Here is an 18,820-nt window from a genome sequence, read left to right on the forward strand (position 1 = left end):
AAGAATGTTGAGATGAGGCGCGAGCGAGACCCATGACGTGCGCTCGACCCCATAGGATCGGGGGCTGAGGCCCCTATGGAACGGCGGTCCCATGAGACTCACCGTCGCCACCCCTGCGCACCTCGACGCGTATATAATGCTTCTGTACATCCGCAACGGGCGCACGCGCCCTCGAAAGGAGCCATTCCATGCTGTTCCGCCAACTGCTCGAGATCTACGACCTCATCGACAAGCCCCAGGCAAACGGCGAGGAGGTAGCTGAGCTGCTGCGCACCCGCGGAGCCACCGACGTAACGGTCCAGACCATCGACAACGAGCGCGGCTCGACTGACTGCATCAAGGTCCTCATCCCCGGCTCGAACGGCAAGAGCCAGGGCGGTGACGCTCCCACGCTCGGCGTGGTCGGCCGTCTCGGCGGCCTCGGCGCTCGCCCCGAGCTCATCGGTGCCGTCTCCGACGGCGATGGTGCGCTCGCCGCGCTCACCTGTGCGCTCAAGCTCGTCGAGATGCACGCTGCCGGCGACGTGCTCCCCGGCGACGTCATCGTGGCCACCCACATCTGCCCCGACGCGCCCACGCTCCCGCACGAGCCCGTGCCCTTCATGGACTCGCCCATCGACATGGAGACCATGAACCGCATGGAGGTTGACCCGCGCATGGAGGCCATCGTCTCCATCGACACCACCAAGGGCAACCGCATCATCAACGTGAACGGCATCGCCATCTCCCCCACCACCAAGGAGGGCTACATCCTTCCCGTCGCCAACGACCTCATGGACGTCATGACGCGCGTGACCGGCAAGATGCCGCAGGTGTTCGCCCTGTCCCAGCAGGACATCACCCCCTACGGTAACGACCTCTACCACCTGAACAGCATCCTGCAGCCCACCACCGCCACGACGGCCCCCGTCGTCGGCGTGGCCATCGCCACCGAGCAGATGGTCGCCGGCTGCGCCACGGGCGCGACGCATGGCTCCGACGTTGAGGAGGCGGCGCGCTTCGCCCTCGAGGTCGCCAAGCTCTTCGGCGCCGGGAGCTGCAAGTTCTACGACGAGGAGCAGTGGGCGCACCTCGTCGAGCTCTACGGCACCATGGAGCGCTACCAGACCATGGGCGACGCGAAGTAACGCATCGCCTCGATGAGAGGGGCCCGCACGCGGGCCCCTTCTGTTTTCCGCCCAGCCAGGGCGCGGGACACGCGAAAGGAAGGGCATATGAGGACCATCGCCGGGATCACCGTCGGCCAGGCGCCGCGGGTCGACATGACGGACGACATCCGCAGCAGGCTCGCGCCCGGGCTCGAGCTCGTTGAATACGGCGCGCTCGACGACATGACCCTCGAGGATGTCGAACGCGAGCTCAAGCCCCTCCCCGGCGAGGAGGTGCTCGTCTCGCGCATGCGCGACGGGCGGCAGGCGACGTTCTCGGGCACACGGATCGTCCCCCTCGTCCAGCAGCGCATCGACGAGGCGGAGGCCGCGGGCGCCGATGCGATCATCCTGCTCTGCACCGGGGGCTTTCCGCAGCTGCGCCACCGCGTCCCGCTGATCGTGCCGCAGCCCCTGTTCTACAGCGTCGCCCATGCCCTCGCGGGCGGACGGACCATCGCCGTCATGGTCCCCGATGCCGCCCAGGTCGAGCAGGCGCATGTCTGGTGGGGCAAGGCCGGCCTCACCATCAAGACGGTCCAGGCATCACCCTATGGTGACCTCGACGCCATCGCCCGCGCGGCGCGCTCCCTGCGCGACAGCGGCTGCGCGTTCCTCTGCCTCGATTGCATGGGTTTCTCGACGAAGATGCGCGAGGTCGCCCGCCGCGAATCGGGCCTCGACGTCCTTCTGCCCCGGACCTTGGTGGCAAGCACCGTCTCGGAGCTCCTGGGCTAGCCGCCGCGCCCTTATATAGGGCGCGCGGCGGCGTCTCTTTGGCATTATTTCAAGTAGTAGGTACCTTTTCGGAAACGCCTTGATATAACCGTCTTGCCGACCCATCATTTCGCAGGTATCGATCACGTTCTGCGCTCGGCTACTCGCGGGTATTCGAATAAGGTACCGACTACTTGAAAAAGAGTTTGGCAACCGCAAATTCCCACCTGAAAATGTCCGCTGCCCTTGGAAATCATCGGCGTTCAGCCGCCTCGTCGGCCCAGTGCACCCCAATTGCAGAACAGCTCATCGACCAAGTCGCGTTCGTACCGCTTCTGCCTGGCGGTCTTCTCCCTGTAGGTCACACCCAGTTTGGCAGCTACCATCTTTCTTACCTGCTCGAACCGGTAGTCGTCACGAAGCTGTTCATGGGTCAACAGCGCCATATCGATACCCATGATCTGCAAGCCGAGCAGCCTGTTCGCATCCGCTCCGGTCACCGCCCCTGGGCCGTGCACGGCTCTTCCCTGGCACTCCAGCCCGAAATCCCCGTGGTGCCCATCCGCCTCGAAAAACATATCAACGAACCCGCAGCTCCCGTCCGTGACGGCTCTCGCCGCCCGGCTGAACGCAACGCGGCGGTTGAGCTCAACCGGCCCGAATCCTTCTCCGCCGTAGAGACGGCTTCCGCACAGCCGCATGGCGGCGCGCGCTTCGAGGGGCGATGCGGCCACGCCCCTGATCTCGTCTATCGTGCGAGTAAAGGCTCGGTATCCCTTTCTGCCGTGCACCCGCCCAGCCATCGAGCACAGCTCCTCGACGGTAACGAGCGGCGGCCGTCGCCATAATTCGGTTATGTTGCCCCGTTCGTCGACGACCGGCCGCCATCCATCGGACAGTCTCTTCGGCAGCTGCACCAAGGTCCGGGCCAAATCAAAGTGCTGCGGCAGCGTCTTGAACACGGTGAATGAGCCACATAGCTCGTACATTGCCATCGCGAGCCTGTATCGGTTCATCCGGCTCGCAAGAAGGAAGAGCGTGAAAGCCGGGGAGGTGACCTTGAGGTAGGCATCGACCTCCCATACGGCACCCGACGGAAGGGCGCCTTCCCACAGGATGCGATTCATGCCGCGCGATCGGTGGCATTCGGAACGGCTGCGCACCAAGACGTCCAGCGGGGTATCTAGATAGAGGAGGAACTTCTCGCGGCGCCCCAACCCGATACGGCCGGATAGCGTGGAGATATCGAGCGGTTCGTCGAGCGCCTGCAAGATTCGAGGCGGGATTCGATGATATTGAAATACCGACAGCCCGGCGATAACGGTCTCCAAGGGCGGACCTCCATTCGATGGACGTGAACCCACCGATACCATCAAGATCTGCCCAAAATCCGCCCGGCATCCAACCGACTTCCTGCCGAAAGCTCACTCGCCTCGTTCCAGCTTCTTTCCATCCCAGTCAAATCGGGGTGCGCCGCACTCTCCCGTACGCACAATGACCCGCACCGCCTTGGACAATCCACGGACTATCCAGAGGGAACCTCAGGAATCCAAGCGACATCACGGCGACATCCTGGCGCGTGTCGCGCCCGCGCGTTACCGCCCAGCTCCTCGGCGATGTAGCGGCCGGTCACGCTCTCCGGGCAGGCCGCGACCTGCTCGGGGGTGCCCGCGCAGACGATGCGCCCGCCCGCGTCGCCACCGCCCGGACCAAGGTCGATCACGTAATCGGCGTTCGCGATCATATCGAGGTCGTGCTCGATGACGACGACCGTCGCCCTGTGATCGATCAGGCGCTGGAGCACGCCGAGCAGGAGCTCGACGTCGAGCGGATGCAGGCCGATGGTCGGCTCGTCGAACACGAAGAGGGTGCCGGCCTGATCGCGCGTGAGCTCGCTCGCGAGCTTGAGGCGCTGCGCCTCGCCGCCGGAGAGCGCCGGCGTCGCCTCGCCGAGGGTGAGGTAGCCGAGCCCCAGGTCGTGCAGGACCTCGAGCTTCGCCTTCACGCTGCGCAGCGATGTCTCGGCGAGGGCGTCGCGCGCCTGGTCGATGGTGTAGGACAGAAGCTCGGGCAGGCTGATGTCCCCCGCGAGCTTGACCTCGCGGGCGGCAGGCGCGTAGCGCGCGCCGCCGCAATCGGGGCACGGGATGTCCACGTCGGGCAGGAACTGCACATCGAGCGAGACCTGTCCCGTGCCGTCGCAGGTGGGGCACCGCAGCGCCCCCGTGTTGTACGAGAACGCGCCCGCCTTGAGCCCGCGCTCGCGCGCGAGCGGGAGCTTCGCGTAGGCGCGCCGCAGGTCGTCGAGGACGCCCGAGTAGGTCGCCACCGTGGAGCGGACGTTCGCGCCGATCGGCGTGGCGTCGATGAGGTTCGCGCGCCGGATGCCCGGGGCGTCGACCGCGCGCACGTGGGCGGGAAGGACCTCGCCCGCGATCGACGCGCGGAGCGCGGGGATCAGGCTCTCGAGCACCAGCGTCGTCTTGCCCGACCCGGACACGCCGGTCACCGCCGCGAGCATCCCGCGAGGCACCGCGACCGAAAGGGGCCTCACCGTGTGCAGAGCCTCGGTCTCGAGGCGTATGGCGCCCTGCGCGAACACCTCGTCCGCCCCCGCGCGCTCGCGGACGCGCACATGGCGCTTGCCGGCGAGGAAGGGCCCGATGCGCGTGGCGGGCGCGGACTCGACCTCGCGAACCGTGCCCTCCGCGATCACCCGGCCGCCGTCGGCGCCCGAGCCGGGCCCGATCTCGATCAGGTGGTCCGCATGCCTGAGCACGCGCACGTCATGGTCGACGAGCACCACGGAGTTGCCGTCCTCGAGCAGGTCGTCGACGACACCGAGCAGGCCCTCCACGTTGGACGGGTGCAGGCCGATCGACGGCTCGTCGAGCACGTAGAGCACCCCGCAGGTGCGGTTGCGCACGGCACGGGCGAGCTGCACGCGCTGGCGCTCGCCGGTGGAGAGCGTCGAGCTCGCGCGGTCGAGCGCGAGGTAGCCGAGCCCCAGCTGCTGCAGGCGCTCGATGGGCTCCGCCATCTCGGTGACTATGGCACGCGCCATGGGGCGCATGGCCTCGGGCACGAGCGCGGGCACGGTGGGCACCCAGGCGGCGAGCTCGTCCAGGGTCATGCGCGCGGCGTCGCCCAGGTTCATGCCGTCGAGCAGCGTGCCGCGCGCCCGGGCCGAGAGGCGCGTGCCGTGGCAATCGGGGCAGACGTCCTCGCGCAGGAACCGCGCCACGCGCGCGAGGCCCTTCTCGTCCTTGACCTTGGAAAGCGCGTTCTCGACGGTGTAGACCGCGTTGTAGTAGGTGAAGTCGAGCTCGGCGAAGTCGTCGCCCTTCTTGGACCGGTAGAGGATGTGCTTCTTCACGGCCGGGCCGTGGAAGACGATATCGCGCTCGGCGGGCGTGAGCTCGCAAAACGGCACGTCCGTGCGCACGCCCATGGCGCCGCAGACCTGCTTCATGAGGTCCCACATGAGGCTGCCCCACGGGGCGACGGCGCCCTCGTCGATGGTGAGCGACTCGTCCGGCACGAGCGTCGCCTCGTCCACCGTGCGCACGATCCCCGTGCCGCCGCACGTCGGGCAGGCGCCCCCGCTGTTGAAGGCGAGGTCCTCGGCTCCAGGGCCCATGAACTCGACGCCGCACACCGGGCAGGTGGTGGCAAGGCCGAGCGCCACGTCCATGCTCGGCGGCGCATGGTGACCGTTGGGGCACCTATGGCTGCCGAGGCGCGAGAACAAAAGGCGCAGGTAGTTCGACAGCTCGGTCGAGGTGCCGAAGGTCGAGTGCACGCCGGGCACCCCCGGGCGCTGACGCAGGGCGAGGGCAGCCGGCACGTGGAGCACCTCGTCGACCGTGGCGCGCGATCTCTGCGAGATGCGGCGGCGCGTGTAGGTGGAGAGCGCGTCGAGGTAGCGCCGCGACCCTTCAGCATAGAGCGTGCCCAGCGCGAGCGAGCTCTTGCCCGAGCCGGACACGCCCGCGATGGCGGTGAGGCAGCCGAGCGGCACGTCGACGTCGATGTTCTTGAGGTTGTGCACGCGCGCCCCGCGCACCTGGATGCACAAGGGCTGCTCCCTGAGCCGGACTCCGGTTTGCTCTGCCATGGCGACCTCCTGAAGCGTGTTCCTTACCCCAGCGTAGCGCATGCGCACCCGCCCTCCAGCCACAATCGGGACCGCGCGCGGCGGCCGCCCTCAATTCCGGGTTGAATGGAGTGGAATACATGCCGCACGCAGGGGATTCCCTGCTACCTTGGTAGGGTTGAACCGTCATGCGTACCTAAGGAGGACCAATGCTCATCGACGACGCCATCTGGATGGGCGTGGGCGCTGAGCCCGACTGCAATCACGTCAACCTGCTGCTCAACCAAGCCAACCGCCACGGACTCATCGCCGGCGCGTCCGGCACGGGCAAGACCGTGACGCTCAAGGTCATGGCCGAGGGCTTCTCCAAGGCGGGCGTCCCCGTCTTCATGGCCGACGTCAAGGGCGACATCACCGGCATGTGCTCGCCCGGCGAGGACACCGAGGACATGCAGAAGCGCATCAAGAAGTTCGGCATCGAGGGCTTCACCTACGAGGGCTGCCCCACGCGCGTGTGGGACATGACCGGCGGCGAGGGCATCCCCGTGCGCATCACCGTCTCCGACATGGGCCCCACGATGCTCGCGCGCCCACTCGAGCTCACCGAGGTGCAGGAGGGCGTGCTCGACATCGTCTTCCGCATCGCTGACGACAAGAACCTCCTGCTCATCGACCTCAAGGACCTGCGCTCGATGCTCAACTACGTGGCGGAGAACGCCAAGGAGTACGAGACCACCTACGGCAAGGTCTCGAGCCAGTCGATCGGCGCGATCCTGCGCCAGCTCATCTCCATCGAGGACCAGGGCGGCGAGACCTTCTTCGGCGAGCCCGCGCTCGACCTCGCGGACTGGTTCGCCTGCGCGGAGAACGGCCAGGGCTACGTGAACATCCTGAACGCCGCGAAGCTCATCCAGAGCCCGCAGATCTACGCGATGTTCCTGCTCTGGATGCTCTCCGAGCTCTTCGACACCCTGCCGGAGGAGGGCGACCTCGAGAAGCCCAAGTTCGTCTTCTTCTTCGACGAGGCGCACCTGCTGTTCAACGACATGCCGAGCGAGTTGCTCGACAAGATCGTCCAGGTCGTGAAGCTCATCCGCTCCAAGGGCGTGGGCGTCTACTTCATCACCCAGTCGCCGAGCGACATCCCCGACGAGGTGCTCGCGCAGCTCTCGAACCGCATCCAGCATGGCCTGCGCGCCTACACGCCCGCCGAGCAGAAGGCCGTGCGCGCCGCCGCCGAGTCGTTCCGCGAGAACCCGGCGTTCAAGAGCGAGGACGTGATCTTGGAGCTCGGCACCGGCGAGGCGCTCGTGAGCTTCCTGAACGAGGACGGCCAGCCCGAGGTCGTCGAGCGCGCCAAGATCCTCCCGCCGCAGTGCCTCATGGCCGCCGCACCCGAGGCCGACCTCAAGGCCGCGCTCGACGGCCAGGCCGACCTCATGAAGAAGTACGGCGAGGCCGTTGACCGCGAGAGCGCCTTCGAGCAGATCGACGAGCTCAAGGAGGAGGCCGAGAAGGCCGCCAAGGAAGAGGAGGAGCGCAAGAAGCGCGAGGAAGAGAAGGCGATCGAGGAGAAGGCCAAGGCGAAAGCCAAGGAGAAGGCCGCCATCCGCGCCGAGGAGCGCAAGCAGCGCGCCCGTGAGAAGCAGCAGGAGCAGGTCATGAAGGGTCTCGGCAAGGTCGCGACGACGCTGTTCAACACGTTCGGCCGCGAGGCGACCAAGCAGATCACCCGCAACCTCTTCGGCGGGCGTCGCCGCTAAGGCTGTTCCCGAGCCCGGCCCGAACGGGCGCGCATCACCCGCACGAGCGCTCCCCGGCACCTCGCCGGGGAGCGCTTTTCACGCTATAGTCATGTGCAGGCACGTGAAAGGCAGCCCATGCAAGACCCGCTCGCATCCATCCGCGACGTCATCGAGAACCAGCTCTTCCAGAGCATGTTCTGGGCCGTCGTCCTCGCGGTCGCGACCCATGTCGTGGCCAAGCTCGCCACCAAGGCGATGGCGCACCTCCTCCATCAGGATGCCAACCCCCTGCCCACCTCGAGCATCATCATCAACATCGTGCGCGCGGGCGTGTGGGCCGTGGGCGCGAGCATCATCCTCGACTCGTGCTTCAACGTGAACACCAGCTCGCTCGTCGCCGCTCTCGGCGTCGGCGGTATCGCCGTCTCGCTCGGCTTCCAGGACACGCTCTCCAACCTCATCGGCGGCCTGCAGATGACCTTCATGGGCATCGTGAAGCCCGGCGACAACATCCAGGTCGACGGAGAGATCGGCGTGGTTCAGGACGTCACCTGGCGGCACACCACCATCCGCGACGCGCTCGGCCAGACGATCGTCATCCCCAACTCCGTCATATCCACGACGGCGCTCACGCACCTGCTGCCCGCCACCCGCGTGGCGGTACCGTTCGCCATCCCGCTGCTGCCGGGCGCGGAACCGGGGCTCGCGGGCGGGCGCGCAGACGGCTCGAAGCTCGACATGGAGCGCGTGACCGACCGCATCATCGAGCTCGCGCGCGACGCCGCGGGCGCGGTGTCGCCCATCACGAGCGGGCCGAGCGTCTTCTACTCGGAGATCACGGAGTTCGGCATCAAGGGCAAGGTCATCATGAACGTCGAGGACGCGCTCAAGGTCTCCGCCGCGGGCGACGCCGTGGTGCGCGCGCTCGCGCGCGAGCTCAGGTAGCGCGGCGGGGCGCTCACTCCCCTGCCAGCTTGCGCAGGAACGCCGCACGCTCCTCGGGCGTGGAGGTATCCATGCCGCCGAGGTTCTCCCACGTGCCGCGCTCGATGCCCAACTGCCAGAGCGTGCCCTCGATGAACATGCGCTGGATGGCATCGCCCGTCTGCTCGCGGATGAACGACGTCGGGTTCGACGATGCGGTGTAGACCTCGGCGGACTCGATGTAGGTGAGCGTACCCTTGAGACCCGTGCCCGTCGCCTCCCACGAGAATCCCGCGAGCAGCACCTTGTCGAGCCAGCCCTTGAGCATGGCGGGGACGTCGTTCCACCAGATGGGGAAGATGAACACCAAGCGGTCGCTGCCGGCGATGAGCTGCTGGTAGCGCGTGACGAGCGGGTCGAGCGCCGTGCCCTCGTTGTACACGGCGAGCTCCGCGCGGGAGAGCACCGGGTCGAACCCGTCCGCGTACAGGTCGATGACCTCATACGGCGTGCCCTCGCGCTCGTAGCGCCTGCACAGGGCATCGAGCATGCCGTGGCAGAAGCTGTTCTCGTACGGATGGCAGTAGACGACGAGCGTGTGCATGGGGTCTCCTATCTCGATGTTCGTTGCGTTATCGGTCGATGGCACGGAAACGCGAGGGCATGCGGGGCGGCATCTCGCCCGTGCCTACTCCCAGCCCTTCCAGACGTCCGGCGCGTACCCCACCGTCGCCTGGCGTCCGTTGCGCACGATGGGCTCGCGCAGGACCTGCTGGTTCTCGAGCAGCTTGTCGAACTTCTGGCTCTTGGCCAGGTAGGTGATGAGCGCGAGTGCATCCTGGTCCTTCGCCTTGGGGTCGAGCACCGCGTCGATGCCGCCGACCGCCCGCAGCACGCTCTCGAGCTCGCCTTTGCTCATCCCCTTCTCCTTGAGGTCGATGAACTGGAACTTGATGCGGCGCTCCTTGAAGTAGCGCTGGGCCTTCTTGGTGTCGAAGCTCTTCTTGGTACCGAAAATCTGGATGTTCATGCTTGCGCCTTTCGAGGTATGGCTGCCGTTCTCGCCCTGCCTGAGATTACTTTTTCAAGAAGTAGGTACCTTTTACGGTCAGGTCATCGTATCAAATTCTCCATGCTCCGACAGCATGCCCGTTACCTGCGCATTCCCCATAACCGACCCACGCACCAATGGCGTCTACTCGAGGCTGCCGAGAAAACCCACCAACTACTTGAATTTCTTTCAGCCCAGCACCAAAACGCGGAGCGAGCGCCCGCAAAACGGGACGTCACAAAAACCGTCAGCGGTCTCCAGCGGGAGTCTGGCTGGACGTGCGCTTCCCCTCGCGACGAGGCCTGTCACCGGAGCCGCCGCGTCCCCCAAGGGAACGCGGTCCCAGCACCCGCATGGGCACCTCCACGCTGATACCGGTTATGAGGTTCGCCGCCCAGAGAAGGAACGCGAGCACGCCCAGCGGCACCACGCACGAGGTCACGATCATGACCGCGAAGCCGTCAATGAGGTTGCCCACCTGCCTGAGCACGCTGTCGGCGACGCTCGTCGCCGCGCTGCCGAGGATACTCGGCAGGTTGCCCAGGAACTCCAACCCCTGCTCCCACCATGAGCCGGCGGGCTCTTCCTCCTCGCCGTCGCCCGACTCCTCCTCGGACACCTGGTCTTGGGAGATCTCCTGGAGCTGCAGCGAGGTGCTGTAGGTGTGGTCGATGAAGTCGGTGACGAAAACCGAGATGGGAACCGTCACCACCAGCACGAGCCCCATGAGCGCGATCTTCGCCGCGAGCGCGTAGAGCCTTCCGCGCAGGCGGCTCGTGTCGTTGAGGAGGATTCCCGCGATAACGAACGCGCAGGCAAGGGGCACAAACAGACCGAACGTCGCCCAGCCGAAGACCGTGAGCAGATACTTCTCGATGTAGATCGCCGTGACCACCACGAGGAGGTCGCCGCTCAGATCCATGAGCTTCTCGGCGACCGGTGTGCCAACATCGTCGGGGATGGCGGTGATGGCGACCGATGACGCGGCGGCCGCGGCCGTGAGGCCCAGCACCGTGTCGCGCTTCTCATCGAGCTGCTGGATGGTGTGGAGATACGTATCTGGATCGGAGAAGATGTCCCTGAGAGGGAAGGCCGAGACGAGCGCCACCGCGATCAAAGCGACGACCACGACGAGCCGCCAACGCTCGACAGACAACCGCGAGGGCTTGCGCCGGCGATCGGGCTCGCGCGGCACGTCGGGCTCAGGGTCGGCAAGGCGCGGCATCGCCTGCGTCGCCCCGGCAGCCGCCAGCTCCGTTTGCCCGCCAGCCTCCGGTTCGAGCTCGTTGTCGTCAACCATAGCGGCCTCCCAACCCCTGCGGCGTCACCGAAAGATAATGTCGCTATAGTACTCGATAAACCCCCACTCCATCGCAGGCGCGGCACAAGCTTTCTTTATCAATTTGCGCGAGCGATCCCGAAGTGGCTTCTATTCCCGCGGGGCATCCGCTTCGATATGCCTAGCGGTCGGATGCCGAACAAAGCAAGGCGCCAGTTTATCCCCTTTGCCGCATGCTGCGGCCGAGCACCAAGGCGCCAAAGCCGACAAGACTCAGGGCCCCGATGCACCACGCAGCGGAATCGCCTGTTGCGAGAAGGACATCGGAATCCTGCGAGGAAGCATGCCCATTCCCAGCACCCGAGTGCCCCGAGTCGGAAGCGAGCCCGTCCGTCCCGTCGCCACCGGTACTTTGGCCCGCATCTCCTGCATCCGGGTCTGAGGGCGCGGTGAGCGCGGGCAGCACCACCTCGTCCGCCGAGAGCGGCTGCGTCCCCGCGGCATCGGAGAAGAACCTGCCGCAGTCTTCACAAACGTAGTACTCAATGTTGCCGGCGGATTCGGTGGTCGGGGCGACCGCCGGAACATGCACCAAGGATGCGTGGATGCTCGGATCCGGTCCATATGGCTCGCCGCAGATGCTGCAGATTCCCTGGTCCACACAAGTCGCCGCACCCCCGCTATGGGCCTCGGTTCTCTTGGTGCCGCACACATCGCAAACAATCGAGTGCCCGGCAGCGTCCTTGGCGGTGACCTCCCATCGGTGCGCGACGCCCAGTTGCTCGCAATCCAGCTGAACGCTCGCGAAGCCGTTGGCGGAATTCCATGCGTTGAACGCCTCGACAACCGAGCTGTACTGCGTGCCGTTTATCGTAACGGAATCGGCAAGCACACCGTTACCATCGACGAGCGAGCAATTCGCCTCCGTGTTGGAGTCCACGCTGTTGTAGAGGGGCAGCCCCGCCTGTCCATAGCAGTTCGTCAGCCCGGCGGCATTCGCGCTGCCGATCAAGCTGGCCTGCTCGGTCACGTTGCCTGCGTTGAACGTGACATCGCACGCGCAGCAATTCGCATACAGGTAATAGAACTGGTTCGAAAAGCCAACCAACCCGCCGCACGCGCTCGTGAACGGGTTGGGGTGATCGTGCTCGGCGGTAATGGAGATGCCTCGCGCGACGACACCCGTGCAGCTTCCCGTATCGAACGAGCCGCAGTTGTACGTGGCACCCGCGAGTCCACCGATCGACATCATGTCTGACTGCGAAAGCGAAACGCTCATCGAAGTGCCGGCGATAGCGCACTGAGAAAACGTCGTCCCATAAGCTTTGCCCGCAACGGTCCCGACCAGCAGCCCGTCCGTTGACGTACTCGGGATGTCTATGGAGCTATCGCTCATCGAGAGATTACGCACCGTCCCCTTGAAGATGCTCCCGAAGAGACCGTAGCATTCCATAGAGGTGTCGAGCGGTGCCGAGATGGTCATGTTGCAGATGGTGTGACCCGCCCCGTCGAAGGTGCCCTGGAACGAGCTGGGGGCGCTCGCCTCGAACGAATCGCCCTCGCCGTAACCGATGGGGTCCCACACATGACCCGCGAGGTCTATATCGTCCGCGAGGGTCAGGGTGTAGCCGGCGAACGTCTGCTTGTTGACGTTGACCTCGTACGCCAGAAGGGCGAGCTCCGCGGGCGTGGAGATCTCGATGGTCTTCGCCGCGTCATCGCGGCTGGCGAACGATGCCGCACGCACCCCGTCATCGGTCCAGAGGGTATCTGCCGGCTCCGCCAACGCCTGCAACGGGGTGAGGCAGGAAAGAACGAGCACGGCGGCAACAAGCGCGGCAAGCGTTCCCGCGCGATGAGACTTCTTCATGTAAGCTCCCAGCGTCATGGATTCGCGCTGAGCCTACCCCCTCCGTTACGGGATGTCAAGGGTGGGGACTACCGAGGATCTCGCCCTTTTGCAGGAGAGCGCAATCGACCCGAACACTCGATCAACTTCCTCAATACCCCAAACACTCCGAATCTCATTGAGGCGCAGCGCCTCTTGAGAGTTCACCCCCACGACAGCACGGAGTTGTTAATGTAGAAGAATGCGAGCACCGCAACAACGACTATGATGATCGCTGCGATTACCTTGCCGTTCATTACGTCCTCCAAAAGCTACTCAGCGGTTTCCGCCTGCTCTGCAGGCGCTTCGCGCCAGACGAATTCGACTGTATATTCATCAACGAGAGCTACGTAGAACAAATCGGTCAATCGGTCTTCGGTCTCTAGGCGAGCTTCGTCCAATAAACCGCCTTCTATGGCCTGCGCTTCACTCTGCTCTTCGCACCAACGTTGGAACTCATCGACATCTTCAACATGTATAGGATTGAGGATATTGTTGTTCTCTTCGAGCACACCGGAAACTTCCATGTCCGGATCATTGGAGATGATCCCCGGCGGATCAAGCGTTATGGTTATCGTATTGCCTTGGCAAGTGAAATCAGCGGTTTCCAGATCAACCCCCGCTTTAATCGTGCCCGCATAGCGATACCAGAAACTGTTCTGAGTTCCGGGGAGATCAAATAGACCGAAGAACGAATTCGAATCCCCGGCCTTATCGACTATGTTGTAGTCTTGCGAGACTGATACCAGCTCATTTTGCGAGACGATCCGCCCAAAGACCACCGACGCCTCCTGATGCGAGCTCTCGTCCGGCGGATTGTAATTCACCATGAACAGCGTTCCGATGACACCCAGAACAGCTCCCACGGCTGCGGCAACCGCCCCGACCTTCACGAGTCTGGCTTTCGCCTTCTCCAGTTTTAGAAATCCCACTTCTTCCCCTATCGCGTAGACTGTCCGAATGCTCATTACAGAGAGCACAATCTGATAATACCGCACGTATGCTTGCGGAATGGAGAACGTACGCGAAAAGAGGAGCCTGGGCTCCAACATCCGGGCCATCCGTACCGAGCACGGCATCACCCAGCAGAAGCTCGCCCTCATGACGGGCGTCAGCCGCTCCTACCTCTGGAAGATCGAGATCGGAACGGCCGACGTCGGCATCGATGTGCTCATCCGCATCGCCAGGGCGCTCGACATGCCTGTGCGGGACCTCATCCAGTTCTAGTGAGCCCCGCCGGCACCGAACACGATCGGCGCCTGCCTTCCCCACCGCACAGCATACCTAGCGTGCCTACTTCTTTGCGTCTTCGGCATCAGGCAGATCGAGGTTCGCGAACACTTCCCAATTGTCGATGAATCGCCGCTGGAACTCCCGATGCGTAAGCTGATTATCTGGCTTCGTCTCGATGTACAGCATGTACGCCGCCGCCATCACGCTCGCTCGGATGTCGTCGTGAATGTGAGCGATATCTTCCGAAACAGCCATTGATTTACCCCTCTCATTCCAACGCCGAACCAAGTCCTACCCATCGTTATTCCTGGACGTTCACAACGGACTCGCGGAAGATCTCATCGATAACGAACTCGTCGTCGTAATACGCGCTCCAAGCGTCAGAGCTGATGTCGTAGATTTCCGAGCGGGCATCTGAGATTGCCTCGTAGACGTCGGAGCGCGAGTCTGACCAGTTCTCGTACTCAGCAGAACGGGCATCCGAGACGACGCCGTACTCCTCGGTATCGAATGCATCGTTCAGGATGCCGTCGTGGTACTGATCGTAAATCGCTTTATAGATGTCCTCGTAGACGGCATCGTAATAGTCACCGTAGGCATCATCGTAAATCGCATCGTAGTACGCTTCGATGGCATCCGACAGAGCGTCGCGATCATTGGGATCGACGGTGTCGATGACCGACTGGAAATAGACCCGACTATTCGCCTGCGTACGCTCGCCCAGAGCCTCCGTCTCGCTTACGGCGAATGCGTACCACTCCTGAATGAGTTCGACGTTTGCGGAGTAATCTTCGAAGCTCTCGCCAACCTCTTTGAACAGAGCAACTTGCTCATCATGGATTGCTTGGGCCGTATCGTTGAAATCAGCCTGCATCGATGCGAGAACGTCCTCGGGATTACCCGATGAAACCGTAGCAACCTCCTCCGCCTTACCCTCCTGCTGGGAATTCCCGGACGCGTTCGCTCCGGAAGCCTGTCCGCCCCCGTTGCAACCGGCGATCGTCAGGGAAACGACACCCACGAGCACCGCCGTCAAAATCCGTTTCATCATCTTCCTCCTGTTCTCGTTTGGGCGCACTTATTGCCGCCCATTTACATCCTTTGTGATCCGCAAACGCTAGAGTGCCCGGCTCTCCGCATTCGCCGGTCCTCGCCCAGCGGCCTTCGCTTGACGCCTGAGTATGACGAGCCAGATCGCGAGCGCGACGACCGCGACGGTGGCAATGAGGTAGACCGTAGGCGCCGCGCCCCAGTCGTGCGTGGAGCTGGGGGCACACCACGGTCGCCGAAGTCCCATACGAGCAGGCGCGAGACGGCGCATGCGAGCACCGCGAAGACCGCCGTCCCTATGGGCTTGCCGAGCACCGCCAGCAGGAGCGCCACCACGGAAAGCGCTAGGCCGGCGTACATGACCACCATGTAGACCACCCATGCGGTCCCCTCCATGGACCCGTACACCTGCGCGTACTCGAGCAGCGAGATATCGCAGGCGTCGGCCACGGTCATGTCTGCTGGCTCATAGAACATGAAGTCCGGCAGGGCTGCCGCGCCCTCGCGGAACTCCTCGTCCGCCGACGCCCACGGCAGGAAGAACGCCGCGACGAGCAGTGCCGCCGCAACCGCAAGCGCTATGCGCGCGATGAGCATGACCGGTGCCTTCTTATCCGCTGGGTTGATAGTGTTGTTGGTCCCTTCCATAACTGGTCCTTCTCCTATCGTCTATTGATCGCTATCGAAATCTGCCAAGCACGCCGCGGTCGCCTTTCCCAGGAACGCGAACGACCCGTTGCCGAGCACGAGCTCTACCGGCACGCCGTTGCCCGCATCGCCGAGGAACGCCGCGAGGGCGCAAAGCGCAAGGCGGCGGCCCACCGTCTCCGTACCTTCGGCAGCCTCACCGGCGGCGAGATAGCGCACCAGCTGCCGCACCGTGCGCCGCGCCGCCGGGCAGCCAGGATCGCACCCGTCGGCAACGAGGTCGCGGATCTCGCGCGCAACCGTTGCAAGCGAGGCGCCGTCCTGCGTCGCCTCGTCCCTCTCGGTGGCGCCTTGCAGGGCCACGATCAGCGCTCCCACCAGGCCGAGGAACCGCGAGCGGAGATGCTCGGCAGCAAGCTCGCCCGCAACCCTCGAGCCGCCTGCGGTCTGCGTCCGCTCGACGGCCGCCACGATCGCCCGGTCGACGCTTTGCGCGAGCGCGGACGCCATCACGGCATAGAGGCGCTCGGACGGCTCGGCCGCCGCCGCGTCCTCAAGGCATTCGAGCGCCGTGAGCTGCCCGTCCAGGCCGGCGCGGCGCTCATGGATGGCATGCGCCTTCTTGCGAAGCGTCGATGCGAGTGCGCCGTCCTCCTCGAGGATGTCGAACACGGTCGCCTCGACCTCGGCGAGCGTGAAGCCCGCCCGCTTGAGCTGGCCGACGAGGAAGAACATCAAGAGGTCTCCCTCGTCGAAGCGCGAGTAGCCGGGTTTCGAAACCGCCGGCTCCCAGAACGCCAGGCCACCGCGCTTGGTGTCCTGGTAGCACAGGTCCTGGATCATGTGCCGGCTCAGGCCCGTCAGTTGTTCAACCTGCGAACGCTCCCACATCGTCGCCTCCTCCCCATCCCACGATGCACCGTCCGGTAACAGGACGGCAAGGAAGCGCATGCGACGCCCTCCGGCGGCGCCCGCCGTGCGGCGCGGCCCGCCGTCTCCTCGCGTCGGCTTGCGCCAGCGATGGTTTCCGCTCATATCTGCCCCCTTCTGGAGTGCCTCGGTCCAAGACCCGCTCGGACCCTTCCGGAAGAGCACTTGCGATATTCGCGAATCGGGGCGGCGAAGTATTCAGGTGGCACCGGAAAATGCCGCAGCACGCGGGAGCGCAAAGAGTTATTTCATTGTCATAAGGTGTCGCGCCGCGGGGCGGCACAGCGGCCCTAGTTGGGCATGACGTACACGTCGATGTCCGCGTAGTCGGGGGCGTTGAACAGCGGCACCGAAAACTCCTCGGTCTCGCCTTCCGCCGGTAAGGGAACCTGCCAGGTAATTCCGTACAGGATGTCGCCCTCATCGTCTCGCAGCACCACCGTCGCGAGCGCCCCCGCGTTGAGGTCCGCCTCGTGAGCGAGACATGTCGTGGTGACGGTGCCGGCGAGCAGGGGGTGGGACTCGGCGTCTTTCGCGACGGAGATGTCGGAGGCCTCGATAGCGGTCCTCTCGCCCGCATCGGTGCGTACCGAAGATCCCGCAGACGAGAACCCGATATCGAAATCGACCGAATCCGCGGCGGCGGAATCGTCGCCCGCGTAACCGCTGTAATAGCGCACCTCGCCCGGGCCGATCTCGGTGATGTCCTGCTCCGTGACCGAGATAACGGACCCCTGCTCGTCACGTGCCGTGATGAGGACCGCCGGATGCGACAGGATGAGGTCTCGGCTCGTGTTCCGGACGCCGACTACGTAGCGGAACGCCCCCTCGTCCCCCTCGCGCCACCATGTCTCGACGATCTGGAGCGATTCCTCGATCTGGGAAGCCTCGAGAACCGAAGGGCCCTCGTAGCCGAGCTCGTCGAGGATCATCTCGGCGCGCTCGTCCTCAGAAAGTCCCGAGGCGCCTTTGTCGCGCACCGCCTCCCACACGATGATGCCCGTGGCGGCAAGGGCCATGACCACGGCAAGAGCGAGCAGGGTGAACTTGATGACGCGCCGGTCGCGGGAGACCTTGCTGCTGCGTCCGCGCGCGCCAGCGGGCGCCGGAGCGGCATTTGCAGAGGCGTTTGGAGCAGGAGCACCTGGGACGGGGAACGCAGAAACCGTTGCGGGGCCCCGTCGCGCGCCCTCTTCCAGCTCAAGGCCGTCGAGCGCCTGCATCAGCTCGGCCGCACTTGCGAAGCGCTCGCCGCGCTCGTAAGCACTCGCCCGCTCGATGATGGTGCGCAGCGCCGGCGGCACCGCCGCGGTATCCGCGAGCGCGGGCGCGTACCCCTCGTCATCGGGACGCGCGCCCGTGACCATGAAACCGAGGATGCGCCCGATCGCGTAGACGTCCGAGCGCGCGTCGGGACGGTCGAAGAGCTGCTCCGGCGAGGCGAAGCCGCGCGTGCCCAGCCCTTCAGCCTGCGCGGGCGCGGGGTCCGACACCATACGGGCGATCCCCAGGTCGATGAGGTGCGCACCGTCGGCTGCCAGCACGATGTTCGACGGCGCGATGTCGCAGTGCGCGATGCCGCGCGCATGGAGCGCGCCCGCGGCCTCGCAGAGATCGCGCACGATGTGCAGCGCCTCCCGTATGGATAGGGCGCCTTGCTGGCGCACGCGTGCCGAGAGCGTCTCGCCCGGCACATAGGAGCACACGACGGCGAAGGCGTCCGGCAGCTCATAGGTCGCGACCAGCTGCGGCAGCCGCAGGCAGCCGCATGCCGGCAGCGCTGCCCATACGCCGCGGTTCACGCGATCGAGTGGGATCTTCTTGCGGACGAACGGGCCGGCGCCGTCGAGGGTCACGAGCTCCGTCTTGAACCCGCGATGCTCGGCGAGGACGCGCTCCACGCGATAGGCGTCATCGATGCCCATACCGTGCATCAACCGGTCGTCGTCCACGGCCCCTCCCCTCTGCCGACAGGCGCTCGCTCAGAATTGAGACGGGAGCGTACAGGATGCTCTCGTTATCGAGCATATCCAACGATACCAGATGCGAGCCGGAGGAAACCTCGCGCCAGGCACCGACGGCGCGCCCGTCCAGCGGCCGACGCAGCAGTC

General features: G+C 65.0%; 17 protein-coding genes. 5 read left to right on the forward strand and 12 right to left on the reverse strand.

Annotated features, from left to right (window positions below):
* The first annotated feature begins 188 nt into the window (after positions 1-188).
* Both FS885_RS05215 and FS885_RS05220 read left to right on the forward strand, forming a co-directional pair.
* Positions 189-1,127: a DUF1177 domain-containing protein gene (locus tag FS885_RS05215; RefSeq protein WP_144744011.1), complete on the forward strand. Its 939-nt coding sequence runs from the start codon at positions 189-191 to the stop codon at positions 1,125-1,127.
* An 87-nt stretch (positions 1,128-1,214) separates the two neighbouring features.
* Positions 1,215-1,886: an AroM family protein gene (locus FS885_RS05220; protein WP_186365786.1), complete on the forward strand. Its 672-nt coding sequence runs from the start codon at positions 1,215-1,217 to the stop codon at positions 1,884-1,886.
* 242 nt (positions 1,887-2,128) lie between these two features.
* Here FS885_RS05220 and FS885_RS05225 read toward each other — a convergent pair whose 3' ends face one another.
* On the reverse strand, positions 2,129-3,196 hold the full coding sequence (locus tag FS885_RS05225; protein WP_144744015.1) for a hypothetical protein: 1,068 nt from the start codon (positions 3,194-3,196) through the stop codon (positions 2,129-2,131).
* Between the two features lie 194 nt (positions 3,197-3,390).
* Positions 3,391-5,982 carry an excinuclease ABC subunit UvrA gene (locus FS885_RS05230; RefSeq protein ID WP_144744017.1) on the reverse strand — a complete coding sequence of 864 codons (2,592 nt, stop codon included), beginning with the start codon at positions 5,980-5,982 and terminating at the stop codon, positions 3,391-3,393.
* A gap of 188 nt (positions 5,983-6,170) precedes the next feature.
* Between FS885_RS05230 and FS885_RS05235 the strand changes: the two genes are divergently transcribed.
* Positions 6,171-7,724 carry a helicase HerA-like domain-containing protein gene (locus tag FS885_RS05235; RefSeq protein WP_144744019.1) on the forward strand — a complete coding sequence of 518 codons (1,554 nt, stop codon included), beginning with the start codon at positions 6,171-6,173 and terminating at the stop codon, positions 7,722-7,724.
* A 117-nt stretch (positions 7,725-7,841) separates the two neighbouring features.
* On the forward strand, positions 7,842-8,651 hold the full coding sequence (locus tag FS885_RS05240; RefSeq protein ID WP_144744021.1) for a mechanosensitive ion channel family protein: 810 nt from the start codon (positions 7,842-7,844) through the stop codon (positions 8,649-8,651).
* Positions 8,652-8,664: 13 nt separating this feature from the next.
* Here FS885_RS05240 and FS885_RS05245 read toward each other — a convergent pair whose 3' ends face one another.
* The 5 genes from FS885_RS05245 to FS885_RS05265 form a co-directional block, all read right to left on the reverse strand.
* On the reverse strand, positions 8,665-9,234 hold the full coding sequence (locus FS885_RS05245; protein WP_144744023.1) for an NAD(P)H-dependent oxidoreductase: 570 nt from the start codon (positions 9,232-9,234) through the stop codon (positions 8,665-8,667).
* A gap of 84 nt (positions 9,235-9,318) precedes the next feature.
* Positions 9,319-9,660 carry an arsenate reductase family protein gene (locus tag FS885_RS05250; protein WP_144744025.1) on the reverse strand — a complete coding sequence of 114 codons (342 nt, stop codon included), beginning with the start codon at positions 9,658-9,660 and terminating at the stop codon, positions 9,319-9,321.
* Between the two features lie 268 nt (positions 9,661-9,928).
* Positions 9,929-10,981 carry an AI-2E family transporter gene (locus tag FS885_RS05255; RefSeq protein WP_144744027.1) on the reverse strand — a complete coding sequence of 351 codons (1,053 nt, stop codon included), beginning with the start codon at positions 10,979-10,981 and terminating at the stop codon, positions 9,929-9,931.
* Positions 10,982-11,177: 196 nt separating this feature from the next.
* Positions 11,178-12,848 (reverse strand): LIM domain-containing protein, encoded by a 1,671-nt coding sequence (locus tag FS885_RS05260; RefSeq protein ID WP_144744028.1) that lies wholly within the window; start codon positions 12,846-12,848, stop codon positions 11,178-11,180.
* A gap of 272 nt (positions 12,849-13,120) precedes the next feature.
* On the reverse strand, positions 13,121-13,780 hold the full coding sequence (locus FS885_RS05265) for a DUF4230 domain-containing protein (RefSeq protein WP_222419883.1): 660 nt from the start codon (positions 13,778-13,780) through the stop codon (positions 13,121-13,123).
* Positions 13,781-13,859: 79 nt separating this feature from the next.
* Here FS885_RS05265 and FS885_RS05270 point away from each other — a divergent pair, with 79 nt between their 5' ends.
* Complete coding sequence (locus tag FS885_RS05270) at positions 13,860-14,075, forward strand: helix-turn-helix domain-containing protein (RefSeq protein ID WP_144744030.1); 216 nt, start codon at positions 13,860-13,862, stop codon at positions 14,073-14,075.
* Between the two features lie 66 nt (positions 14,076-14,141).
* Here FS885_RS05270 and FS885_RS05275 read toward each other — a convergent pair whose 3' ends face one another.
* The 5 genes from FS885_RS05275 to FS885_RS05295 form a co-directional block, all read right to left on the reverse strand.
* Positions 14,142-14,336 carry a hypothetical protein gene (locus FS885_RS05275; RefSeq protein WP_144744031.1) on the reverse strand — a complete coding sequence of 65 codons (195 nt, stop codon included), beginning with the start codon at positions 14,334-14,336 and terminating at the stop codon, positions 14,142-14,144.
* A 46-nt stretch (positions 14,337-14,382) separates the two neighbouring features.
* The gene (locus FS885_RS05280) at positions 14,383-15,132 is read right to left on the reverse strand and encodes a hypothetical protein (protein WP_144744032.1); all 750 of its coding nucleotides are present in this window, start codon (positions 15,130-15,132) and stop codon (positions 14,383-14,385) included.
* 41 nt (positions 15,133-15,173) lie between these two features.
* Positions 15,174-15,779, reverse strand: coding sequence for a hypothetical protein (locus tag FS885_RS05285; RefSeq protein WP_144744033.1), 606 nt, complete (start codon positions 15,777-15,779; stop codon positions 15,174-15,176).
* A gap of 21 nt (positions 15,780-15,800) precedes the next feature.
* Complete coding sequence (locus FS885_RS05290) at positions 15,801-16,670, reverse strand: MerR family transcriptional regulator (protein ID WP_144744034.1); 870 nt, start codon at positions 16,668-16,670, stop codon at positions 15,801-15,803.
* A gap of 329 nt (positions 16,671-16,999) precedes the next feature.
* Positions 17,000-18,661: a protein kinase domain-containing protein gene (locus FS885_RS05295; RefSeq protein ID WP_144744035.1), complete on the reverse strand. Its 1,662-nt coding sequence runs from the start codon at positions 18,659-18,661 to the stop codon at positions 17,000-17,002.
* Positions 18,662-18,820 lie beyond the last annotated feature (159 nt).

The organism is Enorma burkinafasonensis, from assembly GCF_902150035.1.
GTDB lineage: Bacteria > Actinomycetota > Coriobacteriia > Coriobacteriales > Coriobacteriaceae > Enorma > Enorma burkinafasonensis.

What these genes read in the sequence shown, in the direction of transcription:
- FS885_RS05215 (WP_144744011.1), top strand. Translation starts at nt 189, where the DNA reads ATGCTGTTCCGCCAACTGCTCGAGATCTACGACCTCATCGACAAGCCC.
- FS885_RS05220 (WP_186365786.1), top strand. Translation starts at nt 1,215, where the DNA reads ATGAGGACCATCGCCGGGATCACCGTCGGCCAGGCGCCGCGGGTCGAC.
- FS885_RS05230 (WP_144744017.1), bottom strand. Translation starts at nt 5,982, where the DNA reads ATGGCAGAGCAAACCGGAGTCCGGCTCAGGGAGCAGCCCTTGTGCATC.
- FS885_RS05235 (WP_144744019.1), top strand. Translation starts at nt 6,171, where the DNA reads ATGCTCATCGACGACGCCATCTGGATGGGCGTGGGCGCTGAGCCCGAC.
- FS885_RS05240 (WP_144744021.1), top strand. Translation starts at nt 7,842, where the DNA reads ATGCAAGACCCGCTCGCATCCATCCGCGACGTCATCGAGAACCAGCTC.
- FS885_RS05245 (WP_144744023.1), bottom strand. Translation starts at nt 9,234, where the DNA reads ATGCACACGCTCGTCGTCTACTGCCATCCGTACGAGAACAGCTTCTGC.
- FS885_RS05250 (WP_144744025.1), bottom strand. Translation starts at nt 9,660, where the DNA reads ATGAACATCCAGATTTTCGGTACCAAGAAGAGCTTCGACACCAAGAAG.
- FS885_RS05255 (WP_144744027.1), bottom strand. Translation starts at nt 10,981, where the DNA reads ATGGTTGACGACAACGAGCTCGAACCGGAGGCTGGCGGGCAAACGGAG.
- FS885_RS05260 (WP_144744028.1), bottom strand. Translation starts at nt 12,848, where the DNA reads ATGACGCTGGGAGCTTACATGAAGAAGTCTCATCGCGCGGGAACGCTT.
- FS885_RS05270 (WP_144744030.1), top strand. Translation starts at nt 13,860, where the DNA reads ATGGAGAACGTACGCGAAAAGAGGAGCCTGGGCTCCAACATCCGGGCC.
- FS885_RS05275 (WP_144744031.1), bottom strand. Translation starts at nt 14,336, where the DNA reads ATGGCTGTTTCGGAAGATATCGCTCACATTCACGACGACATCCGAGCG.
- FS885_RS05280 (WP_144744032.1), bottom strand. Translation starts at nt 15,132, where the DNA reads ATGATGAAACGGATTTTGACGGCGGTGCTCGTGGGTGTCGTTTCCCTG.
- FS885_RS05285 (WP_144744033.1), bottom strand. Translation starts at nt 15,779, where the DNA reads ATGGAAGGGACCAACAACACTATCAACCCAGCGGATAAGAAGGCACCG.
- FS885_RS05290 (WP_144744034.1), bottom strand. Translation starts at nt 16,670, where the DNA reads ATGTGGGAGCGTTCGCAGGTTGAACAACTGACGGGCCTGAGCCGGCAC.